We start from the raw sequence: 3,395 nt of genomic DNA, 5'->3' as shown, positions 1-3,395 counted from the left end.
CGAGGAAGAACGCCAGGAGGAGCGGCATCGAGAGGGCGACCATGTGCCAGTACGGGGCGTCGGTGCCGTAGAACCAGGCGCCGGTCAGGTCGGGCTCGGCGGCGTCCCAGAAGAAGCCCAGGACCGAGACGGTGAGATCGGCGACGGCGCCCACGACGGCACCCGCCAGCCCGCTGATGACCGTCTCGACGATGCCGCCAGCGATGTGGGAGCCCAGGTTGAGCAGCGGACTGACGATGACCCCGAGCAGCTTGAAGGGGTTGGGGAAGGAGAAGGCCAGCAGGTCAGGGCTCATTGTGCGACCCCCACCCGTGTGAACCCCGCGAGGGTCTCGTCCAGGTACGCCGCGGCCCACGGCTGTGCGCCCGCTTCGAGCTGGGGCGTCGGACCCTCGGTCTCGGTCACGTCGGCGACGCGCCAGTCGTCGGTGTCCCACGACAGCTCGAAGGTGAGCGTCCGCCACCCCGACTGGGGCACGGCGACACCGTCGGCCGACAGGATGCGCACGATCCAGACGCTCACGACAGCCCGCTCTTCGCTGAAGGAGTCGAGCCTCGTGGCCAGGGGCGACACGACGTACCAGGCGACGCCCGTTGTCTCCTGGAGCTCGTCGCGGAGCAGCCGGACGTCATCGACGAGGGGTTCGACGAGCCGACCAAGCGCATCGGGGGCGATCACGGCCTCGGCGGCGGGGATCAGTTGCTCGTCGCCGAGGTACAGCCACGACTGGGCCGCCGTGGCGAAGCTCATGCCCGCGGCGATGGCGCCTCGCTCCGAGTGCTCGAACCCCACGCCGACACCGCCGATCGACGACCGCGGCCCGGGCCCAGCCGGCGTGGGCTCCCCGGTGCCCTGGGCGTCGGTGCCGTCGTCGCCCGCGTCGGTGCTACCGCCGCCCTCGTCGATCGAGGGCTCCGGGACGGAGCTTGGCCGCTGCACGGGCTCCGTCCGGTCGGGCGTGCCGCTGCAGGGACCGAGCAGCAGGACGAGCCCGGTGGCACCGAGGGCCGCGGCGATCAGGAGGCGCCGGTTGCGGCGCTGCTTTCGTATGCGCCGCACGTCAGCCCCCGAGCGCGTGGCTGTAGAGGGCGTTGACGATCTCCGGCGCGAGGCCGACGAGGATGGCCCCGACGGCCCCGCCGCCGGCCAGCGCCGTTCCGGTCACGGCCATCGAGCTACCGCCTGTCCGGCGCGCCCACGCGAACAGGCCGCCGCCCGCCACCACCGCGGCGACGCACGCCCAGAGGGCGTACTGGCCCAGCCAGTCGAGCAGGCCCTGGATCGCCACACTGCCGGGCGCCCCGTCGGCGGTGGGGTGGAGGTCGACGCTGGCCGGCGGCGCGTCCACCGTCGTCGTCGACGGGCTCGGCGGCGGGAAGGGAGTCTGGTCGGGGTCGAAGGGGTTCTGCGGTGGCCACTGCTGGGCCAGGGTGAAGAGCCTGTAGACGGCGTTCAGCAAGTAGGAGCTCCTTGAGGAAGGGATGGCTGTCCCCCTCTACGGCGCCCCAGGAGCGAATTCCCTATCGCTCGATCGAGAGAAAATCCGCGAAGCGGCCGCCGTAGTAGGCGATGCCGAACAGCTCCCGCTCCCGTAGCGGCCCCGGAAGGCAACTCGGGTGCCTCACGACCCTCCTCACCGCGCCGCTGCTCGCTGTCGGCGGGATCGCCTTCCTCGCCGGCGGCGGAACGTCCAACCACGACATGACCGCGGTGGCTGCCGCGGCAGGCATTCCGCCCCGTGTCGCTACCGCCTACCGCAGCGCCGCCGGCGGGTGCCCTGGCCTCGACTGGACCCTCCTCGCGGCGGTCGGGGCCGTCGAGACCCGGCACGGCCAGACCGGCGCCGCCCAAGCCGACCCAGGCTCAGGCGAGGTCCTGCCGTGGATCTTCGGACCCAGCCTCGACGGCCAGAACGGAACGGCCGCCATGCCCATTGGGCCCTGGGTCGGCTGGTGGGGGCTCACCGGCCCTTGGACCCAAGCCGTAGGTCCGATGCAGTTCCTCCCGTCGACATTCGAGGCCAACGCCGTCGACATCGACGCCGACGGGACCGCCAGCCCTCACGACGTCGACGACGCAACGGCAACCGCCGCTGCCTACATCTGCCAGGCCGCCGGAGGCCACGTCGACGGCCCCGCCGAGGTGGCCCGGATCTACAACCCCGGCGACCCGACCTACGCCCGCAAGCTCGCCGAGGAACAGGACGCCATCCAAGCGAGCCTCCGATCCAATGCTCCGCCGACCCTCGCCACAGCGTGCCCGGTAGCCGGCGAGATCGAGTTCACCGACACGTTCGGCGCGCCCCGGTCAGGTGCCCGCCGGCACCAGGGCGTCGACATCTTCGCCCCGCAGGGAACCGCCGTCGTTGCCCCCGCCAGCGGCACCGTCGAGCACCGGGACAACCCGGTGGGCGGCCTGTCCTACCACCTGACCGCCGACGACGGCACCTACTACTACGGCACCCACCTCTCGGCCTACGAGAACGTCGGCATCGGCCACGTCGAGGCCGGCACGGTCATCGGCTACGTCGGCAACACCGGCAACGCCCGGACCACCCCATCCCACCTCCACTGGGAGATCCACCCCTCCGGCCGAGCCACCCCCGCCATCAACCCCACCCCGGCGACAGTCGAGCTATGTGGACGAGCCGAGTGAGTCTGAATGGGCCGTGGGTCCCATCGACGAGCGCAGGCTCACCTGGACCGGTCCGCCCGGGAGCCGTCGGTCGTACCAGGCGGCTCGCTATCCCTCGAGGTACCTCATGCAGCCATCAACGCCTCCTCCTGCTCATCGCGACATGGAACCGTGGACGGCATGTCTGATTTCAGCCATCGGCTACGCGCTCGTTCACGCCTCTTTCGAGCCAGGCCACGGCGAGATCCCGACGGTCGGCACCTCGTTCGCAAGCCAGGATGCGAACGACCAGCAGACTGATAACCCGAGCCGACCGCCAGGATCTCTCAGACGCTAGGACCACAGCCCAGCGCCTGGAGACACTCAACCAGACTGATGCCGATCGCCTCGTTGGTGCCAACCCATGGCCGCGGAGCGTGCTGGCGTCGGCGACGTTGGCGATGTCGATGCCGGCCGGCTTGGTGACCGGCTCCCAGGAGATCACGGTGTCGTCGTGGTCGGTGACGGCGCCCTCAGCAGGCGACAGCACTGTCGGGTCGGCGAGGATGTCGTGGGAACCTGTCCATCCGCGCCATCGAACCACTGTCGCCATCGCCCCGACCCGCCCGAAGGGCACGCCCTCCTCAATCGTCGCCACATCGATCCCGGTCGTCGGCGGACGCTGTGGGCCGTGGGCCGGTTCTGCGCTCTTCCTGAAGCGACCGTCAGCGATGTTGTGTGCCTCCGACCCGGTGTTCAGGGGTAGGTGACCGTCAGACTAG

Annotated in this window: 4 protein-coding genes; 1 reads left to right on the top strand and 3 read right to left on the bottom strand. The window is 70.8% G+C overall.

The window, feature by feature from the left end; translation table 11 throughout:
• The 3 genes from VK611_06470 to VK611_06460 all read right to left on the bottom strand — a co-directional run.
• The coding region (locus VK611_06470; protein ID HMG40954.1) for a hypothetical protein at positions 1-295 on the bottom strand (295 nt) is incomplete at its 3' end.
• Positions 292-1,059 (bottom strand): hypothetical protein, encoded by a 768-nt coding sequence (locus tag VK611_06465; protein HMG40953.1) that lies wholly within the window; start codon positions 1,057-1,059, stop codon positions 292-294. The genes VK611_06465 and VK611_06470, both read right to left, overlap by 4 nt.
• 1 nt (position 1,060) lies before the next feature.
• On the bottom strand, positions 1,061-1,459 hold the full coding sequence (locus VK611_06460; protein ID HMG40952.1) for a hypothetical protein: 399 nt from the start codon (positions 1,457-1,459) through the stop codon (positions 1,061-1,063).
• A 110-nt stretch (positions 1,460-1,569) separates the two neighbouring features.
• Here VK611_06460 and VK611_06455 point away from each other — a divergent pair, with 110 nt between their 5' ends.
• Positions 1,570-2,655, top strand: a complete 1,086-nt coding sequence (locus VK611_06455; protein ID HMG40951.1) for a M23 family metallopeptidase — start codon at positions 1,570-1,572, stop codon at positions 2,653-2,655.
• Positions 2,656-3,395: the final 740 nt, after the last annotated feature.

The sequence above is a fragment of the Acidimicrobiales bacterium genome, assembly GCA_035316325.1.
Classification (GTDB): domain Bacteria; phylum Actinomycetota; class Acidimicrobiia; order Acidimicrobiales; family VFJN01; genus DASXTK01.
Note: the sequence above shows the minus strand (reverse complement) of the source record. Positions and strands in the feature narration are given on the sequence as shown.